Genomic DNA, 18,076 nt, shown 5'->3' on the forward strand with positions numbered 1-18,076 from the left:
TCCGCCGCGTCAAGGAGACATGACAAGGAAAACAATGACGAGCTACACCGCACCCTCGATCGAGGGCACCCCCGAATGCATCTGGCCCGCGGCCGCGAACCTCGGCGAAGGCACGCTCTGGTCCGAGCGCGAGCAGGCGCTCTACTGGATCGACATCCTCACGCCGCGCCTGTTCTGGTATCGGCCCGCCGATGGCGCGCGGCGGGCCTGGCAGTTCGACGAGGAGATCACCGCCATCTCGGAGCGCGCGAACGCACCGGGCCTGGTCCTCACGCTGCGCCGCGGCTTTGCGCTCTTCGACACGACCCAGCTGCCGGGCGCCGGCGCCAAGCCGCGCTACCTGCACCAGCCCGAACCCGAGCGCACGAACAACCGCTTCAACGACGGCAAGTGCGACAGCCGCGGCCGCTTCTGGGGCGGCAGCATGGACTTCGACTGCAAGGCGCCCACCGGCGCGCTCTACCGCTACGACGCCGATGGCAAGTGCACGAAGCACGACGATGGCTTCGAGGTGACCAACGGGCCCACCTGGTCGGCCGACGGCCGCACCATGTACTTCAACAACACGGTGCTCAACAACCTCTACGCCTACGACTTCGACATGGAAGCCGGCACGGTGTCGAACCGCCGGGTGTGGCACCGCTTTCCCAAGCCGGACGGCCTGCCCGACGGCATGACCACCGACGCGGCCGGGCGCCTGTGGATCGCGCACTGGGACGGCGCCTGCGTCACCTGCCACGACCCGGTGACCGCGGCGGAGCTCGGCCGCATCACGCTGCCCGCGAGCAACGTGACCGACTGCGCCTTCGGCGGCGCCGACATGCAGACGCTCTACATCACGACCGCGCGCAACGGCCGCACCGAGGAACAGCTGAAAAGCGAGCCGCTGGCCGGCGGCCTCTTCGCCGTGCGCATCGGCAGCCCGGGCGTTCCGGCGGCGTTGTTCGCCGGCTGAGTCCCCTCACCGTTCGGGCTGAGTCCCCTCACCGTTCGGGCTGAGCCCCTCACCGTTCGGGCTGAGCTTGTCGAAGCCTTGCGCAGCGCTTCGACAAGCTCAGCGTGAACGGTTGTTATTGAACGTCTCGCGCTACTCAGCCGACGCTGAAGCGGTGCTCCGTGGTGCTCGCGAACACCTCGCCCGGCCGCAGCACGGTCGACGGAAATCCCGGCTGGTTCGGCGAATCCGGGTAGTGCTGCGTCTCCAGGCAGAGGCCGTCGCCCTGGCGCAGGCTCGCGCCCTGCGATCCCATGAGGCTGCCGTCCAGGAAGTTGCCCGAATAGAACTGCACGCCCGGTTCGGTCGTGTGCACTTCCATCACGCGGCCCGAGCCTTCGTGCTCGACGCGCGCGGCCAATGCGAGGCCGCCGCCGTTGCGGTCGCCGTCAAGAATCCAGTTGTGGTCGTAGCCGTGCGCGCGCAGCAGCTGCTCGTGCCCTTCGCGGATGCGTTCGCCGATGCGCACCGGCGTGCGGAAGTCGAACGGCGTCGCGCCCACCTCGGCCACACCGAGCGGAATCAATTGCGCATCGACCGGGCAGAAGCGGCTCGCGGGCAGCGTCAACCGGTGGTCCATCACATCGCCGCCGCCCGCCAGGTTGAAATAGTCGTGATGGCTCAGGTTCAGCACCGTCGGCTTGTCGGTCTCGGCGCGGTAGTCGATGCGCCATGTGTTCCCGGTCGCCGAGAGCGCGTAGCGCACCGCGAGCCGCACTTCGCCCGGATAGCCCTCTTCGCCATCCGCGCTTGTGTAGCGCAACTCGATCGCGACGTCGCCGCGCGCGTCTTCCGCGGACACCGGCGCGATGTCCCAGAAGCGCGTGCCGAAACCCTTCGGCCCGCCGTGCAGCGAATTCGCGCCATCGTTGATGCCCACTTGATGCACAGCGCCGTCGAGCGTGAAGCGCCCCGCCGCGATGCGGTTCGCATAGCGCCCGACGATGGTGCCGAAGTGCGGATGCGGCTTCAGGTAGTCGTCCAGCGACGGCAGGCCCAGCACGATGTTCGCGCTGCGCCCATGCCGGTCGGGCACATGCAACGCGGTGACGATGCCGCCGTGGTTGATGGCACACAGGCGCAGGCCGCGGCCGTTGTCCAGGGTGTATTCGGTCACCGCGCGCCCATCGGGCATGCGGCCGTATTCACGTGAGGTGATGCTGCTCATTCGGCTCCAGGGGTGGGCGGAAACAACGCCTCCAGCGCGCACTGCGATGCGGCGTGCAGGCCGATGCGGTCCGTGAGGTCGTGATAAGTGGGCGGCTCGGCCGCATGGGTCTTCACCTCGACGCGGTGCCCCGCCTTCGCCACTGCATCGCCGAAGCGCTGCTGCAGGGCGAAGGGCGTGTTCCTGTCGTCGCGGTTGCCGATCAGCACGATGCGCCGCACCGGGTCGCGCACGATGCCGCTCACATGGTCGAGCGGATCGTAGAACTGCGTGCTGCCGGTGGTGTCGGTGCGGCCGTCCTTCGACATGCCGAGCATGCGCGCGCGTTCGAGCAGCCCGTAGGCGCCCGAGGTCAGCACCGCGCAGGCCACGCGCGTGCGGCCCATGGTGAGCAGCGCGGCGCCCGCGGTCGCGCCGCCGCTGTGGCCCAGGATGACGATGCGCTGCAGCTGGTGGCGCTGCATGAGCGCATCGAGCGCGGCGTCGAGCGCGTGGAACTCCACGGGCTCGCGGCGCCTTCTGTGGTCGCCCGACGAGCCATAGGTGCCGGGCCGCGCCATGAAGATCCACGGCACGCCCGCGCGGTCGCGGCTGCGCTGTGCATCGAGCGTGCGCAGCGCCTCGGTGTTGCCGGGAATGCGCGTGGGCGGCTGGTCCATCACGCCGTCGCGGTCGCCGGAGAACTGCACGATCGCCACGCGCGCGCCGTCGATCTCGTCGCTCGCGAAATAGCGGATGCAGGCCGGGCCTTCGACAGCCTGCACCCAGAGGTAGCCGCGGCGGTCGGGGCAGTTGGCGCGCACGGCCGGCTGGTTCCAGTGCAGCACCGCGTCCTCGGCGGCCACGCCTGATGCCGCCCGTGCCGCCGGGCCGCGCAGGTCGGCGCCGGCGCGCTGCGCGCAGGCCGCCTGCATCAGCGCGAACAGGAGCACGAACGCGAGACGGCAGTGCCGCCGCAGGACGGGCATGAAAGACGGCGTCGTCACAGCTTCTTGAGCAGCGCGGGAATGGTGCCGAAGTCCGAGCGGTCGCGGTCGCCCTTCACCAGCAGCAGGTCGCCGTCGCGCAGGTACTCGCCCAGGTACAGGGTCAGGTCGGCCGCGTTGTCGAAATGCGGGCCGAGCAGGCTCACCGGTACCTCCTCGCGCAGCCAGCGCATCTCGTCGCCGTGCGTCACCACATGCGCGATGCCCGAGGCCAGCAGCGGCTCGGCCAGCCCGCGGTGCATCGCCTCGGCCTGCTCGCCCAGGTTGACGATGCGCCCGAGCACGCCGACCTTGCGTGCGACCGGCTGGTTGCCGGCAGGCGCGCGGTAGCTGCGCATGAAGCTCATCGCGTTGCGCATCGACATGACCTCGGCGTTCCAGCTGTCGTCCACCAGCGTGACCAGCGCACCGGTGCCGGTGCGCAGCGGCTCCACCTGCATCACCGAGGCGGGCAGCCGCACGTGGGGCATGCGCGCGCTGGCCTCCTCGGCATCGAACCCCATCGCCACGATCGCGGCAAAGGCCAGCGCCGAGTTGCGCACCAGCCCGATGCTGGCCACCGGGAACAGGTACTCGTGGATGCGCCCCTTGAACGAGAGCCGCACGCGGCAGCCCGAGGCCTCGGGGCGCGCATCGAGCAGGCGCACGTTGTCGTTCGGCCCGGTGCCCACGGTCCACACCTTTGCGGCCGTGCGCATCGCGGCCTTCACCACCTTCGCCAGATGGGGAATGTGCGCGCTCACGACGGCGATGCCGCCGGGCTCCAGCCCGAGGAAGGCGCGCGACTTGTACTCGGCCGTCTTCTCCAGCGTGTCGGTCTTGGCGGTCTGCGAAAGCCCCACCTCGGTGAGGATCGCCACGTGCGGGCGCGCCTCCAGCGAGATCGGGCCGCGGTCCATCCACAGCGCGCTCTGCGCCATCTCCAGGATGCACACGTCCACGTCGGGCCCCAGGCTGGCCATGGCGCCGGGCACGCCGACGCGCGAGTTGTTGTTCTCCACCGTGGTGAGCACGCGCGCGCCCGGCGGCAAGAGGTCGCGCACCATCGCGATGGTGGACGACTTGCCCACCGTGCCGGTCACGCCCACCACCAGCCCCTTGTAGCGCGCCCGCGCGGCCGCGCCGAGCGAGAGCAGCGCGCGGATCGGGTCGGGCACCTGCAGCAGCGGAAAGTCCGGCGGCAGCCCTTCGACCGCATGCTGCACGATCGCGCCCGCGCACTGGGTGTGCAGGCGCTGCAGGTCGTCGTGCTGGTCCCACTCTTCGGGCGCGCGGCTGAAGTTCTCGTGCGCGGCCAGCGTGCGGTAGTCCGACGCGACGAACAGCGCCGGCCCCGGCCGCACCTTCAGGTGCATCGGAAGGCGCACCACCGACTGCACCGACCAGCCCGCGGGCGGCGGCACCAGCCATTGCCCGCCGGTGATCTGCGCGAGCTGCTCGGCGGTCCACACCGGCCCGGGCTCGCGGCTCGCGCCGGGGAGGTTGACCGACAGCACCGGCGCGCGGGTCTCGGGCAACGGCGCCGGCACGCCGGGCATGCGCAGGCCGCACCACACGGGAAGCCGCCGCGCGCCCGGCAGGTCCGGCGCGCCGCGCAGGCGAACTTCGAGCTGCAGCACGTCGCTTTCCATCTGCCGCGCGAGCGGGGGGCGCAGGCCGTAGCGGTCGCGGTAGATGCGCCCGGGCGTCCAGCGGCTGGTCGGCCACATCCAGTCGCAGGGGTCGTGGTCCATGCCCTCGCCCCAGGCCGGCATGGTCTTGCTGCGCACGGGCAGCGCGCGGAACTGCAGGCGCAGGTCGGCATCGACCGGCGCATCGACCGTCCAGAACGATTCGACCCACAAGAGCTGCCGGCCGAACACCTGGTTGGGCGTGCAGCGCATGCCCACCAGGCGCAGCGGCCCGATCTTCACCGGCGCCATGGCCGCGTCCGCGGGCACGGCATCGACGACCCAGCCGGGCCTTGCGGTGCGCAAGGGCGGCGAGGCGCGGCGAGCCACCGTTGCATCAGCGTTCACCAACGGTTGCTGCAGCTGCTGCGGCAGCACCTCCCGCGCGGGCGGCGCCAGGTGCAGCACGCAGCCGCCCTCCGGCGTCGGAAAGACCTGCGTGCCCAGCGCGTGGCATTGGGCGGCGAAGTGTTCGCTCGCGGCGCGCGCGCGATCGCCTTCGTACGGTTCGGAGAATCCGAAGTCCACGCGAATGGGCGTGAACTTCACTTGCTCGACGCCGTGCGCATGGAGCGCAAGCGAGAAGATGCCTGCGTTCCACGCATCGCCGCGCATCGCGTCGAACAGCAGGTCGCCGGCGTCATGGATGATCGGCCGCCCGCGGTAGACCTCGATGCCCTGCAGCACATGCGCCGAGGTGCCCAGGATGGCGTCGGCGCCCGCATCGATGATCGCGTGGCCCACGGCGATCTCGGCGCGCGAGGGCACCGTCTCCAGGTTGTCGCCCCAGTGCACCGCCACCAGCACCACGTCGGCCTCTGCGCGCGCCCTCGCGATGCGCGGCGCGAGCGTCGCGGTCCATTCGGCGGGATCGGCCAGCGGCAGGTAGGCGCCGCCCGGGTGCCAGGCCGTGGCCGCGAATTTCGGCTGCGTGGCATCGAGCGAGAACAGCGCCACGCGCACGTCGCCGGCGCGGCCCATCACCGGCTGCAGCGCGGCTTCGAGGTCGGGCCCGGTGCCCGCCGAGCCGATGCCCGCGGCGTCCAGCAGCGTCTTCTGTTCCAGGAGAGCCTGCGGGCCGTAGTCGCCGCTGTGGTTGTTGGCGGTGCTCACCAGGTCGATGCGCGCGGCCGTCAGCACGTCGATCATCTCGGGGCGCGCGCGGTAGTAGTAGGCGCCGGTCTCGTCCTTGTCGGCGCCCTGCTCGCCGGTGGTCGCGACCACGCATTCGAGGTTGACGATGCGCAGGTCCGCATCGCGCAGCGCCGCAATGCCGCCGAGCATCGCCTGCGGGCCGCCCAGCTCGGCCATCCGGTAGTGCTGGCGCCGGCCCAGGTTCACGTCGCCGCCCCAGGCCGCGACACCGCGCGGGCCCGGTGCGGCGGCCGTTTCCGCGGCGCCGGCCTCCGCCTGCTGCGCCTCGCGTTTCTGCAGCAGCCGGTGGTACGCCACGTAGCCCGAGAGGTAGTGCTCCACATCGTCGATGCGCACGCGAAAGCTGTGGTGCTTGATGAAGAACGAGCCGGCCACGCGGTCCGGGTTGCGGAAGAACATCGCCAGCTCGGGCCAGAAGTGGCCGTTGGCGAGATATCGCGCGCGGTGCTCCAGTGCGCGGTCGAACTTCTCGCGATCGAACCCGTCGAGCAGCGGACGCAGCGCCGGATCGGCTTCGATGCGCAGCACCATCTCGCGCGCCGCCATCATCAGTTCGAGCAGCGTCGGAAAGGTGGTGATGCGCTCCAGCACGAAGTCCAGGTACCCCGCCACGTTCTGCAGGCCGAACTGGTAGTAGCGCGTCTCGGGCCGGTAGCGCGTGAGCTCGTTGACGCAGTAGCTCAGCCAGTGGTCGTGCGCCTGCCAGTGCTTGGCGGCGATGAAATGGTCGAAGGCTTTCTCGACCACCGCGAGCCAGCGCTCGTCGCGCGTGAGCCCATAGAGGCGCATCAATCCGAAGGCGGCCTCGCCGTCGTAGTAGATGACGCGGAACGCATCCTTGATGTCGAGCTTGGGGAAATTGAGCACGTGCACGAAGCGCCCGGTCTTCTGGTCCTGCATCGCGCGAATGCCGAGCGCGAGCTGCTCCATCAATGGCAGGTACTGCGGGTCGCCGGTGAGCTCGGTGTACTTCACCAGCGCGAGCAGGCAGACCGCGTTGCCGCCGAGCTTGACCTCGTTGCCCACGTCCACCAGCAGCGCCGCGCGCGTGCCGTCGGGCAGCGGCACCTGGCGGATCAGCCGCTGCGTGAGGATGCCCAGCGAGCGGTCGATGGCCGCCTTCTGCACGGCGCTGCGCGTGAGCTCCCAGGCCTCCAGCATCGCGTAGGTGGTGCTGGCGTGGCGCAGGGTGTTGTAGGTGGGGATGGCGCGGTCGAAGCAGGGAAACCAGCCGTAGTGGAATTCGCCCGTGGGCTTGACCTGCTCGGCGAGGTAGTCGCTTGCCGAATCGATCATCGCGCGGACCTGCCGCATGTTCCAGTGGTCCAGCCGGCGGTAGCCCGCGGCCTGGCCTTCGGCGGTGAGGGGCCAGGCGCCCTCGGCGTCCACGTACACCGCGCGGGTGGTGAAGCACCAGACGGGCGCCGCATCGTCGGCGGGAAAGTCGATCTCGGCGCCGAAGCGGCGCTTGGCATGCAGGCGCAGGTTGGTGGCGTTGGGCAGCGCATGCTCCACCTCGCCGCTGTAGAGCACTGCGGCGCCCTGCATCTCCTGCGCGAGCATCGCGTGCTTGAAGTGCGCATCGAAGGCGATGCCCTGGTTGAAATAGTTGCGCTTGGTTTGCGCCAACTTCGCCTTCAACGCGCCCCAGCTCATGGCCGTGACCGTGTCGACGATTTCCGCGCGCAGGCGCTCCGGAGGCCGGTCGCCGCGCTTGGCTTGCACACCAGCCGCATCGGCGGCGCGCTGCCATGCGGCCTCGATGTCGGGGCCGCGTCCGGCCACCACGCGGGCGCGACTCTCGCCTTCGCCCAGGGCGAAGAACACCACGCACCCCGCCTCCGGGGTGGCGGGCGACGCAAGGGGCAAGGCGCCCTCGGCATCCGCCAGGGCGAGCCTGGCACGGTTCAACAGATCGGCGAGGGGGTGGGGGTCGTGCGTCATTCCACCGCGAATGATGACAGGCCGCAGCGCACCCTGCCATCCCGGCGATCCATGACGGCCCGGGTGCCGTTCAGGTGCTGCTCAGGTACCCGGTCTACAGCCTCGGCAGTTCCACGCGACGGTTCTTCGCGCGGACATCGGCGATGGAAGATGAGCCATGTCGTTTTCCGTTGTGGCTGATGTGAAAGTCGCGGAAGGGGCGTTCATGGCGTGTGCACAGGCCATCGGGTACTCCCCTCCGCGAATGTCCCCCGGGGCTTCGCCCCTCCTCCTTGATTTCGCTGCGGGGAGCACCCGACGCCCTGCGCACTTGGGCACGCTGCTGGTGTGCGGCGATCAACAAGTGCTCTGAGACGAGCGCGCCGATGGGGTGCCTTGCGCAGCGAAATAAAGGAGGAGGCCGCAGGCCGGGGGACATTCGCGGAGCAAGGTACCCCGTCGGCGGGATCGCCGCCCTGAATGCACCCGAATGAGTGTCAGGCCCAGGCTTCCATCACAGCCCCACGCACCGCATCGACCGACACGGCCCGCTTGCCATCCACCGATGCGATCCAGCACAGCCACGTGTGCGACCGCCACCCATTCCAGATCGCAAGCTCCCCATTGCGCGCGCCCTGCTCGGCCTGGTCGAGCCGCATCACCCCCGCGCCCATGCCGCTGGCGACCATGCTGCGGATCGCGCTTTCGCCGTCGGCGGTGCGGCCCTGGTGGTACTCGCGGCCCGCGCTCGCGAAGAGCTTTTCGAGGTGCACGCGCAGGATGCAGGACGTCGGCGTGCCCACCCACGGCAGGTTCACGAGTTCGTCGAGCGAAAGATCGGGATGTGCCTGGGCCACCGGCAACGGCAGCACCACGGCCAGGTCGACCACGCTCAGGCGGCGCAGCTCCAGCCCCTCGGACTGCTCGCTGTCGCTGAGCACATAGGCGCAGTCCAGGTCGCCGCGCTGCACGCCGGCCAGCGTCTCGAACGACAGTCCTTGTTTCAGCTGCAGCGTGACCTGCGGATGCCGCTGCGCGAGCTTGACAAGCACCTCGCCCAATTTCAGTGACACCGGATCGACCACCGTGCCGAAACGCACCACGCCCTGCGCCGCACCGCGCAGCTGCTCGGCCGCCGAGCGCATGCGCGTCGCCGAGGCCAGCGTGCGCTCGGCTTCGTCCAGGAGGCTGTGGCCGGCTTCGGTGGGCACCATGCCGCGCGGGGTGCGGTCGAACAGCTTCACGCCCAGTTCGTCTTCCAGCGCCTTGAGCTGCGCGCTGACCGCCGGGGCGCTGGTGAACACGCGCTCGGCGGCGCGGGTCAGGCTGCCCTCCCTGGCGATGGCGACAAAGGTCTTGAGTTGGTAGAGCTCCATGGCACAAATTGTGGGCGCTTCGGCGCGATTCGGCCATTCGCTTTTTTGGAGGGCCCCGTCCAAAGAAGCGAATGGAAATCGGAGCACCGAAGCACGATCCTTGGAGCCATCGATTCATTGCAAAAGGCTCCCCGTGTCACTCTCTCTGTCCCCTCGCCAACGCCTGCTCGGCATCGCCGCGCTGCTGCTCGCCACCTCCAGCTGGGGCGGCATGTTCCTCGTCAGCAAGGGCGTGCTGCACCACGTCGAACCCGTGTGGTTCACGCTGATCCGCTACAGCATGTCCGCGCTGCTGTTCGTGCTGCTCATCCTTCCGCGCGGCATGGCGCCCTGGCGCAAGCTGCGGCTGCACGCGGGGCCGCTGGCGCTGCGCGGGTTCGCGGGCTTCGGCGTCTTCAGCGTGATGCTGCTGCTCGGCCTGGCGCACTCGGTGCCCTCGCACGGCGCGGTCATCGTGGCCACCACGCCCATGACCACGCAGCTGCTGCGCTGGGCGCTCGACGGCGTGCGCCCCTCGCGCACGACGCTGCTGGCCTCGGCGCTCGCGCTGCTGGGCGTGGCGATCGTCTCGGGGCTGCTGTTCGGCGATGCGTCGGCGGGCGAATCGACGCTCTTCGGCGATACCGTCGCCTTCGTCGGCACGCTGGGCTGGGTCTGGTACACGCGGGGCGCCGCGCGCTTTCCGGGGCTGGACGTGATCGAGTACAGCGCGCTCACCGTGCTGGCCGCCTGGCCGCTGCTGCTGGCCGGCGCCGTCGGGGCCAGCGTGCTGGGGCTCTCGCAGATGCCGAGCCTGGAAGGCCTTAGCCTGTCGTGGGAGGCACTGCTCTACGTGGGCCTGGTGTCTTCGGCCATCGCGGTGCTGGCTTTCAACTTCGGCGTGAGCAAGCTGGGCGCCGTGACGGGCACGGCCTTCTTCAACTTCGTGCCGGTGTCGGCGCTCTTGATGAGCATGGCGATGGGCAAGATGCCCACGGCCAACGAGGCGGTCGGCATGGCGATGGTGATCGGCGCGCTGCTGATCCATACCGCGGCCGGGCGCAAGGCTTCTGCGGCGCCGGCAGCGCAGGCCGTGCCGCCGCTCCAGAATCCCGGCACCTGCACCGCCACTTCATGACATGAGCCAAGCCCACCTCTTCACGCCCCTGCAACTCGGCGCGCTCCGCCTGGACAACCGCATTGTCATCGCGCCGATGTGCCAGTACTCCGCCGTGGAGGGCACGCCGGGCGACTGGCACCTGATCCACCTGGGCCATCTCGCGCTCTCGGGCGCGGGACTCATGATCCTGGAGGCGACGGCGGTGGAGGCCGAAGGGCGCATCTCGCCCGGCGATCTCGGGCTTTACTCCGATACCAATGAAGAGGGCCTGGCCCGCGTGCTCGCGGCAACGCGGGCCCATTCGCCCATCAGGATCGCGATGCAGCTCGGGCACGCGGGGCGCAAGGCATCGAGCCGCGCGCCGTGGGAAGGCGGCAAACAGATTGCGCCCGGCGAGCCCGGCGGATGGAAGGCGTACGCGCCGTCGGCCGTGCCGCACTCGCCGACGGAAGACGTGCCGATCGCACTCGACGCCGCGGGCCTCACCCGCATCCGCAATGCATTCGTCGACACCGCACGGCGCGCGGCGCGGCTGGGCCTCGATGGCCTGGAGATCCACGCGGCGCACGGCTACCTGCTGCACCAGTTCCTCTCGCCGCTGGCCAATCACCGCACCGACGAATATGGCGGCAGCCTCGAGAACCGCATGCGCTTTCCGCTCGAGGTGTTCGATGCGGTGCGCGAGGCCTTTCCCGCCGACAAGCCGGTGTGGGTGCGCGTCTCGGCCGTCGACTGGGTGCCGGATGGATGGGACCTCGAGGGCACCGTCGCGTTCGCCAAGGCGCTCGAGGCGCGCGGCTGCGCGGCCATCCATGTGTCCAGCGGCGGCGTATCGCCCAGGCAGGCCATCGCGCTCGGCGCGGGCTACCAGGTGCCGTTCGCCGAACGCGTGAAGTCCGAGGTCGGCATGCCGGTCATCGCCGTGGGCCTCATCACCGAGCCGCGGCAGGCGGAGGAAATCATCGCCAAGGGCCAGGCCGATGCGGTGTCGCTCGCCCGCGCGATCCTCTACGACCCGCGCTGGCCCTGGCATGCGGCGGCCGAGCTGGGCGCGCAGGTGAAGGCGCCGCACCAGTACTGGCGCTCGCAGCCGCGGGAGTTCAAGGATCTGTTCGAGAACGCGGCGTTCGGGGCGCGCTGATCGACGGCCGCATCAGTCGTTCGACGCCACACGCACCCAGCGCTGCGTCTTGCCGAACAGCGGCAGCCCGACATACGCACGCAGCACCAGCTCGCCCGCCGCGTTGCCCTCGGTGCTCACCGACATGTTGCAGCGGTAGGTCTTGCCGTTCTCGCGGTTGTAGATCTGCCCGGCCCATTCGGTGGACGGACGCGCGGCGTCGCTTGCATCGACGGGCGCGAAGTCCTTCAGCAGCGTCATGCCCAGCGCGGGGCGGCCATCGGCGGCTTGCATGTCGCCGCCGCCGGGTGCCATCGAGCGGTTGCCCAGCACCTTGGTGACGGTGCCGCACAGCGCGGCGCCGCAGGGCGCGACCTCCACTTCGAGGTTGCCGTTCGCGGTGATCCAGCGGCCGCGCGGATCGGCGGCCGAAGCGGATTGCGCCTGCGCCGCGAAGGCTGCGGCGAACAGCAGGACGGCGCTGAATGCGCGGCCTGGACGATGGAACGAGGGCTGGGTCATGGCGGGCTTCGTGTCGAGTGGATGGAGCGCCCATTCCATCGCGACAGGTGCCGTCCTGTGTGTCGAGACACACACTGAATCGTCGTGTTCCGTATCTGTCGGGGTGCCAGACACGGTACGGTACAAAAATCCGAAAAATCTGCGCGGCTCAGCCTGCCGCTGGTTTGACGGCCTCCAGCCAGAACAGCTTCTGCCGCATCGTGAGCGGCCCGTCGTCCTGGATGCGCGCGTGCAGCCGCTCCAGCGCGGCGCGGCATCCGTCGATGGCGAATTCGGGGCACACATACGGCACGTGCTTCAGGTACCACGCGAACGCGCCGATGTCGTCGAACGACAGCAGCTCGGCGCCCTCCTCGCCTTGTTCGATGACCAGGCCCGCGCGCGTGAGCTGATCGACCGCGGTGTCCAGTTGCCATCGCGGCAGCACGGGCATGCGCAGGCCCAGCAGCGCATGGCAGTCGGCGTTGAAGTCCGACGCGACCTGCTGCGTGACGAAGCGCCCGCCCGCCCCAAGGATGCGATGCACATCGCGCGCGACGAAAGACTCGTGGCGATTGACGACCAGATGGAACGACGCATCCGCGAACGGCAGTCGCGCCGCTTCATCGCCGGGCGCCTGCGCAGCGTTGTCGTCGGCGCCTTCGACCTCGACCACCTCCACGCCCAGCGGCGCCAGGCGCTCGCGTGCGACGGCCACGTTGGGCGCCCAGCCCTCGGTCGCGACGGTGCGCGCCGGGCGATGCGCGAGCGCGCTCAGCCATTCGCCGCCGCCCGTGCCCATGTCGAGCATGTCTGGCGACTCGCGCGCATGCCGCACGACCGCGGCCTCGAAGTTCCACGGCGTGGCGGTGGTGGTGATGCGGCCGTCGCACGACAGGTCCCATCCGACGAGCGGCCGCGCATCCGCATCGCGCAACAGTTGCTCGAAGCTGCTCATCCGCGCGCCTCCAGCGCGAGATAAAAGAAAGTGGTGCCGCACGGCTCGCCCTCGGGCAGCAGCGCGAAGCCGGGGATCACGCCCACGCGCTGCCAGCCCATGCGCGCATACAGGCGCTCGGCCTCGGCGCTCGATGTGTCGAGCACCAGCAGCGTCTTGCGATGCTCGCGCGCCGCGTCCTCGGCCGCCTGCATCAGCAGCGCGCCGATGCCCCGTCGCCGCGCCCGGCGGAACACCAGCATCTTGGAGACCTCGGCGCGGTGCGGCTGGTTCTCGGGCTGGTCGAGCACGAGCTGCACGGTGCCCAGCAGGCCCTCGTCGTCTTCGGCCACCAGCAGCACGCGTTCGCCGCGCGCCACGCCGTCGGCCACCTTGCGCCAGAACGCGAGGGCGCGCTCGCGCGTGATCGGCAGCATGAAGCTCACCGACGCGCCGCCTTCGACGCAATCGATCAGCAGATCGGCCAGTGCCTGCACCTGCGCATCGCTCACCGTCGCAAGGGCATGGATGCGGGGTGTTTCGGTCGTCGTCATTTCGTTCATCTCCAGGAGGTGGGGGCCGTGGTGATCACGACGGCATAGCGCGCGGTCTTGCGCGTGGGGTTGTGATAGCTCGTCGGATGGTCGAGCGAGAGCGCGAGGCAGTCGCCCGCGTCGAGGCGATGGAGCTCGTCGCCCACGGTGACTTCGATGCGGCCTTCGAGCACCCACACCTGCTGGTGGATGCGCGGCTCGCGCGCGCCGGTCTCGTAGGCCACGCGCGCCTTGGGCGGGAAGTTGACCTCGACGATCTGGATGGGAGAGATGGCGCCACCGGGCGAGACGTTGCGGCGCACATAGCCGGAGTGCGGGTCGCGCCACTGCAACTGGTCCGCGAGGCGCGAGACGGGGCTGGCGGTGGGCTCGGCATCGTCGAACAGCGAGGCGAGCGGAACGCCCAGGCCCGTGGCGAGTTTTTCGAGCAGCACGGCCGTCGGACTGCTCTCGCCGCGCTCGATCAGAGAGATCATGGAGCGGCTGACGCCGCAGTGCGTGGCCAGCGCATCGAGCGACAGCGCGCGCGAGGCGCGCAGGTCGCGCACGCGCCGGGCGATGCGGTCGTTGAGGGTGGCCGCCGGAGGGGTTGGCGTTGATTCCGTCATATTGGATAAAATATCCAATAAAAGGGAACCTGCGTCAACCCGTCATTTGTTCGGTGCGATGCCAATTCTTCGAACGAATATTCGTGAGACAGATTGCGATCATTCAACATATCACCAGCATGGACCTGACATGAGCGCCAACGACCCCGACCCCCTGCCTTCTTCGTTCATCGACTTCGCCGATGGACTTGCCCGACCTTCGGCCTTGCGCGCCCCGATCACCGCCGCCTACCGGCGCCCCGAGCCCGAGGCATTGCCGCCCCTGCTCGAACAGGCGCGACTTCCGGCCTCACAAGCCGAAGCGGCCCATGCCCTCGCCCACCGAATCGCACTGCAGTTGCGAAACCGCAAGAACGCCAGCGGCCGCGCCGGCCTCGTACAAGGCCTGCTGCAGGAATACGCGCTCTCCTCGCAGGAAGGCGTCGCGCTGATGTGCCTCGCCGAAGCGCTGCTGCGCATCCCCGATGCCGAAACGCGCAACGCGCTCATCCGCGACAAGATCGCGCACGGCCAGTGGCAGTCGCACGCAGGCCGCAGCCCCTCGGTGTTCGTCAACGCCGCGACCTGGGGCCTGCTGCTCACCGGCAAGCTGGTGGCCACGCACAGCGAGACGGGCCTCTCCACAGTGCTCACGCGCCTCATCGGCAAGGGCGGCGAGCCGCTGATCCGCAAAGGCGTGGACATGGCGATGCGCATGATGGGCGAGCAGTTCGTCACCGGCGAGACCATCGCGCAGGCGCTGGACAACGCGCGCGAGCTGGAGGCGGAAGGCTTTCGCTATTCGTACGACATGCTCGGCGAAGCGGCGCTCACGGCGGAGGATGCGAAGCGCTACCGCATCGCCTACGAAGACGCGATCCACGCGATCGGCAAGGCCTCGAACCACCGCGGTGTGTACGAGGGCCCAGGCATCTCGATCAAGCTCTCTGCGCTGCACCCGCGCTACAGCCGCGCGCAGCATGCGCGTGTGATCGACGAGCTGTACCCGGTGCTGCGCGCGCTCACGCTGCTCGCGCAGCAGTACGACATCGGCATCAACATCGACGCGGAAGAAGCCGACCGCCTCGAACTCTCGTTAGACCTCTTGGAGCGCCTGTGCTTCGAGCCCGCGCTCGCGGGGTGGAACGGCATCGGCTTCGTGATCCAGGGTTACCAGAAGCGATGCCCGTTTGTGATCGACTACGTCATCGACCTCGCGCGCCGCAGCCGCCACCGGCTCATGGTGCGCCTCGTGAAAGGCGCGTACTGGGACAGCGAGATCAAGCGCGCACAGATCGAAGGGCTCGAGGGCTATCCGGTCTACACGCGCAAGGCCTACACCGATGTGTCGTACCTGGCCTGCGCGCGCAAGCTGCTCGATGCGCCCGGCGCGATCTACCCGCAGTTCGCCACGCACAACGCGCACACGCTCGCCGCGATCTACACGATGGCGGACCCGTCGCGCTACATGCCGGGGCAGTACGAATTCCAGTGCCTGCACGGCATGGGCGAGCCGCTTTACGAACAGGTGGTCGGCCCGCTCGGCCGACCTTGCCGCATCTATGCGCCGGTGGGCACGCACGAGACATTGCTCGCGTACCTCGTGCGGCGGCTGCTGGAGAACGGCGCGAACACCTCGTTCGTCAACCGCATCGCGGACCCGACGATTCCGCTCGAAGCGCTGGTCGAAGATCCTGTCGCGACTGTCGAGCGCATGGCGCTGGACGAAGGCGCTGTCGGCCTGCCGCATCCGGCCATTCCATTGCCCGCCGCGCTCTACGGCAAGCAGCGCCTCAACTCGCAAGGCATCGACCTCGCGAACGACAACAGCCTCCGCCTGCTCGGTGAAACACTACGCGCCACGGCCACCGAACCATGGCGCGCGGAGCCGATGCTCGCTGCAAGCGAATCGAGTGACGACGCCTCCCTTCCATGGGCCGCCGTACTGAACCCCGCAGACCATCGCGATGTCGTCGGGCAGGTGCGCGAAGCCACGCTGGCCGACGTCGAATCCGCCGTGTCGCAAGCGCAGGGCATTGCAACGACGTGGGCCGCGACGCCGCCCGCAGATCGCGCCGCACTCCTCGACCGCGCGGCTGGCCTGCTCGAAGCCCAGCAACCGCGCCTGCTCGGCCTGCTCGCGCGCGAGGCCGGAAAGACGTACGCCAACGCCATCGCCGAAGTGCGCGAGGCGGTGGACTTCCTGCGTTACTACGCGGCGCAGGCACGCACCGATTTCGCGAACGACACGCACCGCGCGCTCGGGCCAATGGTGTGCATCAGCCCGTGGAATTTTCCGCTCGCGATCTTCACCGGCCAGGTGGCCGCCGCGCTCGCGGCCGGCAACCCGGTGCTGGCCAAGCCCGCGGAGCAGACGCCGCTCGTCGCCGCTGAAGCGATCCGCGTGCTGTGGCAGGCGGGCATTCCGCACGCGGCCGTTCAGCTGCTGCCCGGCCGCGGCGAGACAGTAGGCGCCGCGCTGGTCGCCGATGCACGCGTGCAGGGCGTGATGTTCACTGGCTCGACCGAGGTCGCGCGCATCCTGCAGAAGACGCTCTCGACGCGGCTCGGTGCCCACGGCATGCCCGTGCCGCTCATCGCCGAGACCGGCGGGCAGAACGCGATGATCGTGGACTCCTCCGCGCTGGTCGAACAGGTCGTCACCGACGTGATGGCCTCGGCCTTCGACAGCGCCGGCCAGCGCTGCTCCGCGCTGCGCGTGCTGTGCGTGCAGGAGGAAGCGGCCGACCGGCTCATCGAGATGCTCAAGGGCGCGATGGCCGAGAGCTGCATCGGCAACCCCGCGCGGCTGGCCGTCGACGTGGGCCCGGTGATCGACGCCGAAGCCCGCGACAACATCGAGCGCCACATCGCCACCCTGCGCAGCCGCGGCCGCCGCGTCTACCGGCAGGGCCGCGAGTTCGCGCACGACACGCGCCAGGGCACCTTCGTGATGCCGACGCTCATCGAACTCGACAACATCGCCGAGCTGCAGCGCGAGGTGTTCGGGCCGGTGCTCCATGTGGTGCGCTTTCGCCGCCGCGACCTCGGGGCGCTCGTGGGGCAGATCAACGGCACGGGCTACGGCCTCACGCTGGGCGTGCACACGCGCATCGACGAGACCATTGCGCAGATCGTGTCGCACGCGAAGGCGGGCAATGTTTATGTGAACCGCAATATCGTGGGCGCGGTCGTGGGCGTGCAGCCGTTTGGCGGCGAAGGCCTCTCGGGCACGGGGCCCAAGGCAGGCGGTCCGCTCTACATGTACCGCATGCTGTCGAAGCGGCCGGACGATGTGCTCGTGCGCGCCATTGCAGACGCGGACCCGGGCAACGCATCGCCGACACAGGCCGGCGCACCACATGCCGCCCTGTCGGCCTTGGCGCGATGGGCGAACGAAACGAGCCGCCATGCATTGGCAACGCAATGCCAACGCTTCAGCGAGCTCTCACGCTCAGGCAGTTCGCGCACGCTGGCCGGCCCGACCGGCGAGCGCAACGTCTACACGCTGCAGCCGCGCGAAGCCGTGTTGTGCCTGGCCGATGCGGAAGCCGACCGCCTCGCGCAACTGGCGGCCGTGCTCTCGGTGGGCAGCACCGCGATATGGCCCGCGGATGCCGGCGCGCAGAGCCTGCTCGCAGCGTTGCCCGTCGAGGTGCAGCAGTCGATCGCCATCGCGCGCGACTGGACTTCGGAGACCGTGGTCTTCGATGCCGTGCTTCATCACGGCGATGCGGCGAGCCTCTCGGGCGTCGCGCACCAGGTCGCGTCGCGGCCGGGGCCTATCGTCGGCGTGCGCGCGTTCGCGCCGGGGGATGCGGGCATTCCGCTTGAAAGCCTTGTGGTCGAGCGTGCCTTGAGCGTGAACACGGCCGCTGCGGGGGGCAATGCGAGTTTGATGACGATCGGGTGAGGCCGCAGTTCAGGGCGGGTGCACAGGCCACCGGGTACTCCCCTCCGCGAATGTCCCCCGGGCTTCGCCCTCCTCCTTGATTTCGCTGCGGGG

General features: G+C 69.6%; 12 protein-coding genes. 4 read left to right on the plus strand and 8 right to left on the minus strand.

Annotated features, from left to right (window positions below):
• Nucleotides 1–34 precede the first annotated feature (34 nt).
• Complete coding sequence (locus ACZYRS_RS27655; RefSeq protein ID WP_463421761.1) at nt 35–955, plus strand: SMP-30/gluconolactonase/LRE family protein; 921 nt, start codon at nt 35–37, stop codon at nt 953–955.
• A 136-nt stretch (nt 956–1,091) separates the two neighbouring features.
• Here the strand turns inward: ACZYRS_RS27655 and ACZYRS_RS27660 are convergent, their stop codons facing one another.
• The 4 genes from ACZYRS_RS27660 to ACZYRS_RS27675 form a co-directional block, all read right to left on the minus strand.
• Entirely contained in the window at nt 1,092–2,162 is a 1,071-nt protein-coding gene (locus tag ACZYRS_RS27660) for an aldose epimerase family protein (protein WP_463421762.1), read from the minus strand.
• Nucleotides 2,159–3,148 (minus strand): alpha/beta hydrolase family protein, encoded by a 990-nt coding sequence (locus ACZYRS_RS27665; protein ID WP_463421763.1) that lies wholly within the window; start codon nt 3,146–3,148, stop codon nt 2,159–2,161. The genes ACZYRS_RS27660 and ACZYRS_RS27665 overlap by 4 nt, the downstream gene beginning before the upstream one ends.
• On the minus strand, nt 3,145–7,917 hold the full coding sequence (locus tag ACZYRS_RS27670) for a CapA family protein (protein WP_463421764.1): 4,773 nt from the start codon (nt 7,915–7,917) through the stop codon (nt 3,145–3,147). The genes ACZYRS_RS27665 and ACZYRS_RS27670 overlap by 4 nt, the downstream gene beginning before the upstream one ends.
• A 476-nt stretch (nt 7,918–8,393) precedes the next feature.
• A complete protein-coding gene (locus ACZYRS_RS27675) occupies nt 8,394–9,272 on the minus strand; it encodes a LysR family transcriptional regulator (protein WP_463421765.1) in 879 nt (292 codons plus the stop codon).
• 133 nt (nt 9,273–9,405) lie between these two features.
• On the opposite strand from ACZYRS_RS27675, the gene ACZYRS_RS27680 reads away from it, so the two are divergent.
• Nucleotides 9,406–10,389 carry a DMT family transporter gene (locus tag ACZYRS_RS27680; RefSeq protein WP_463421766.1) on the plus strand — a complete coding sequence of 328 codons (984 nt, stop codon included), beginning with the start codon at nt 9,406–9,408 and terminating at the stop codon, nt 10,387–10,389.
• Between the two features lies 1 nt (nt 10,390).
• Nucleotides 10,391–11,512, plus strand: a complete 1,122-nt coding sequence (locus ACZYRS_RS27685; RefSeq protein ID WP_463421767.1) for an NADH:flavin oxidoreductase/NADH oxidase — start codon at nt 10,391–10,393, stop codon at nt 11,510–11,512.
• 12 nt (nt 11,513–11,524) lie between these two features.
• Here the strand turns inward: ACZYRS_RS27685 and ACZYRS_RS27690 are convergent, their stop codons facing one another.
• The 4 genes from ACZYRS_RS27690 to ACZYRS_RS27705 all read right to left on the minus strand — a co-directional run bounded on the left by ACZYRS_RS27690 (nt 11,525) and on the right by ACZYRS_RS27705 (nt 14,091).
• Nucleotides 11,525–12,013 carry a DUF2147 domain-containing protein gene (locus tag ACZYRS_RS27690; protein WP_463421768.1) on the minus strand — a complete coding sequence of 163 codons (489 nt, stop codon included), beginning with the start codon at nt 12,011–12,013 and terminating at the stop codon, nt 11,525–11,527.
• A 148-nt stretch (nt 12,014–12,161) separates the two neighbouring features.
• Complete coding sequence (locus ACZYRS_RS27695; protein WP_463421769.1) at nt 12,162–12,950, minus strand: class I SAM-dependent methyltransferase; 789 nt, start codon at nt 12,948–12,950, stop codon at nt 12,162–12,164.
• A complete protein-coding gene (locus ACZYRS_RS27700) occupies nt 12,947–13,483 on the minus strand; it encodes an N-acetyltransferase family protein (protein ID WP_463421770.1) in 537 nt (178 codons plus the stop codon). Before ACZYRS_RS27700 ends, ACZYRS_RS27695 begins: the two co-directional genes overlap by 4 nt.
• Before the next feature lie 5 nt (nt 13,484–13,488).
• Entirely contained in the window at nt 13,489–14,091 is a 603-nt protein-coding gene (locus tag ACZYRS_RS27705; RefSeq protein ID WP_463421771.1) for a helix-turn-helix domain-containing protein, read from the minus strand.
• 130 nt (nt 14,092–14,221) lie between these two features.
• Between ACZYRS_RS27705 and putA the strand changes: the two genes are divergently transcribed.
• A complete protein-coding gene (putA, locus tag ACZYRS_RS27710; RefSeq protein ID WP_463421772.1) occupies nt 14,222–17,983 on the plus strand; it encodes a trifunctional transcriptional regulator/proline dehydrogenase/L-glutamate gamma-semialdehyde dehydrogenase in 3,762 nt (1,253 codons plus the stop codon).
• The last annotated feature ends 93 nt before the right edge of the window (nt 17,984–18,076 follow it).

Source organism: Variovorax sp. AC194, assembly GCF_979257995.1.

What these genes read in the sequence shown, in the direction of transcription:
- ACZYRS_RS27660 (WP_463421762.1), bottom strand. Translation starts at nt 2,162, where the DNA reads ATGAGCAGCATCACCTCACGTGAATACGGCCGCATGCCCGATGGGCGC.
- ACZYRS_RS27655 (WP_463421761.1), top strand. Translation starts at nt 35, where the DNA reads ATGACGAGCTACACCGCACCCTCGATCGAGGGCACCCCCGAATGCATC.
- ACZYRS_RS27670 (WP_463421764.1), bottom strand. Translation starts at nt 7,917, where the DNA reads ATGACGCACGACCCCCACCCCCTCGCCGATCTGTTGAACCGTGCCAGG.
- ACZYRS_RS27690 (WP_463421768.1), bottom strand. Translation starts at nt 12,013, where the DNA reads ATGACCCAGCCCTCGTTCCATCGTCCAGGCCGCGCATTCAGCGCCGTC.
- putA (WP_463421772.1), top strand. Translation starts at nt 14,222, where the DNA reads ATGAGCGCCAACGACCCCGACCCCCTGCCTTCTTCGTTCATCGACTTC.
- ACZYRS_RS27675 (WP_463421765.1), bottom strand. Translation starts at nt 9,272, where the DNA reads ATGGAGCTCTACCAACTCAAGACCTTTGTCGCCATCGCCAGGGAGGGC.
- ACZYRS_RS27695 (WP_463421769.1), bottom strand. Translation starts at nt 12,950, where the DNA reads ATGAGCAGCTTCGAGCAACTGTTGCGCGATGCGGATGCGCGGCCGCTC.
- ACZYRS_RS27700 (WP_463421770.1), bottom strand. Translation starts at nt 13,483, where the DNA reads ATGACGACGACCGAAACACCCCGCATCCATGCCCTTGCGACGGTGAGC.
- ACZYRS_RS27705 (WP_463421771.1), bottom strand. Translation starts at nt 14,091, where the DNA reads ATGACGGAATCAACGCCAACCCCTCCGGCGGCCACCCTCAACGACCGC.
- ACZYRS_RS27685 (WP_463421767.1), top strand. Translation starts at nt 10,391, where the DNA reads ATGAGCCAAGCCCACCTCTTCACGCCCCTGCAACTCGGCGCGCTCCGC.